General features: G+C 60.5%; 2 protein-coding genes. One reads left to right on the top strand and one right to left on the bottom strand.

All coding sequences use genetic code 11. From position 1 onward, the window contains the following. A partial coding sequence (locus tag HKN37_05425; GenBank protein ID NNE46084.1) for a hypothetical protein occupies positions 1-665 on the top strand: 665 nt, incomplete at its 5' end. Positions 666-681: 16 nt separating this feature from the next. On the opposite strand, the gene HKN37_05420 is transcribed toward HKN37_05425, so the two are convergent. Then, a complete protein-coding gene (locus HKN37_05420; GenBank protein NNE46083.1) occupies positions 682-2,031 on the bottom strand; it encodes a hypothetical protein in 1,350 nt (449 codons plus the stop codon). Positions 2,032-2,064: the final 33 nt, after the last annotated feature.

Here is a 2,064-nt window from a genome sequence, read left to right as displayed (position 1 = left end):
ACGCCTACGAACGCTGCAGCGAAGTCGCCCAACAGAGCGGCAACGACGTGGGGTCGGCCATCGCAAGCGCCAACGTCGGCGAAGTACTCATCAATCAACGCCGATTCGACGAGGCCGAACCGATGCTGGAGTCGGCACTGCGAGTACTCCGCGCCTCAGGGCACCTCCCCGCCATGTCATTTGTTGAAAGCGAACTCGCCCGACTCTCGCTGCGGCGCGGCGATCTTCTCATTGCGGAGAGCCTGCTACTTGAGATGCGAGACCGATCCGCCGCCGCCGGCGAGGCACTCAACGTACTCAACGCGACACTGCTGTTGGCCGAGGTGAAACTCGACGAAGGCGACCTGGCGGCAGCCCAGGAGTTCATCGACAACGCCGGCCGTGAGGGTGACGAACTGCTCGAGTTGTTCGGTCCGACCCTTGGCCGACTTCGGGCGCGAGTTGCCGCTGGTCGGGGTCACACAGATCAAGCGCTCGACGAAATCGAACTGGCCCTTGAACAAGCCCGCGCGCAAGCCGTCCTCTACGAGCAGGCGTTGCTGCTCATGGCCAAGGCGGAAATCTCCGTCGCCGCAGGTCGCGGGGTCGACATTGACGAGTCGAGCGAGACGGACCGACTCATCGACGAACTTGGCATTCGTCGAGAGCCGGTCCAAGCAACCTAGAACCGAACCAGCTAGTCTACTGCCAGAACGGATCGTCCTGGATTAGCACGACCGTAATCTGTGTGCCTTCGACGTCCTCATCCTCCGACACCTTGCACGACACGGACGGATCACCGGAGTCCGGGTCGGTGACGCCGTCGAGGCTCGGATACATCGAATCATCGGCCAGGTACGGATTGAACTGGTTTCCATCGTTTCCAACCTTGGCTCGCAACCCGCACCAGGGCAGCACTTCGAATCCATCGGTTGTGCTCTGTGCGTACGTGAGGGGCACGAACGGAGGAGCACCGAAGTCCTTCGTGATGACACCGATACCAGCGATCTCACCCGTACCGACGAGGGGCAGGTTCAACTGCTTGACGCCTTCCTCCGTAGATTCGAACAACGTCCCGATCTTGTCGTCACAACCAACTTCTCCGTTTCCTTGGGAGAAGAGTTCGAAGTTTCCGTCGAACACGACCCCGTCAACGCTCAGCACCTGCCCACAGATCTGAGGAGCGTTGCCGAAGTCGAGCCCACCAACCGGAAGTTGAAGATTCGGTACAGCGTGACCGCCATCCTCCGAGCCCGAGGTCGTACAGTCCGTGTTTGCCGGCGCGGTTTGGACGAAGTCCGGAATGTCCTCCTCGCAGATCGTGTAGTCGTTTCCGGCCTCCAGGTACATCGTGTAGGTGCCGTCAGTTGCTGATGTCGTGCTCGCAGCAACAACCGGTGCTCCGACAACTGGCGCGCCCACATACGCAGTAATCACGCGTGGCGCATCAGCGCCCTCGTTGCCATTTTTGGTGCCACTCTGATCTTCGTCCACATACACAAATCCAGACACTGGAACCGCGTCCTTATAGCAGAAGCTCACATGACTGATGCTGTAGAGATTGCTGCCATTGCCCTTGGTGGGCGCATGCAGATCCTGATCGGCCGTTGCGCCACCCGGTCCACCATTGCCGTCATAGTCGTAGTGCAGCGACTTCTGACCACCCTTGATGATCACGTCGAACACGACGGCCGGTCCGGTGAGCACGTAGTCAAGATTCTTGTCGTTGCCGCTCACCGTGAGCGTGAAGCTGACGCCACCTGGTCCGTTGTATGTCTGGCCGTCTTGTGGATTGCTGATGCGGAAGTCATAGGTCGCGGCCGACGGCAATCGTCCCGAGATATTGGCCGAACAGTCGTTGTTCTGCCCGCCGAGATTGACCTCGGCTGGCTGAATTCCCTCTGCTGACGGAGCCCCTGCGCCCGCTCCCGCGGGTGCGACGCTGAACGTTAGGACAGCCGCTATCAACGCGACCACCAATCCGATCGATGTTCGCCGTCGCCGCCGTGGGCGCGCTCCGGAGAGGTCAAGGTTCCTGTGGTCATATTCCATGGTGCTTCCCCGCTCGGGGCTCGACCTGTGGAT

This window comes from Rhodothermales bacterium (assembly GCA_013002345.1).
Classification (GTDB): Bacteria; Bacteroidota; Rhodothermia; order Rhodothermales; family JABDKH01; genus JABDKH01.
This window is presented reverse-complemented; position numbering and strand designations above follow the sequence as displayed.

What these genes read in the sequence shown, in the direction of transcription:
- HKN37_05420 (NNE46083.1), bottom strand. Translation starts at nt 2,031, where the DNA reads ATGGAATATGACCACAGGAACCTTGACCTCTCCGGAGCGCGCCCACGG.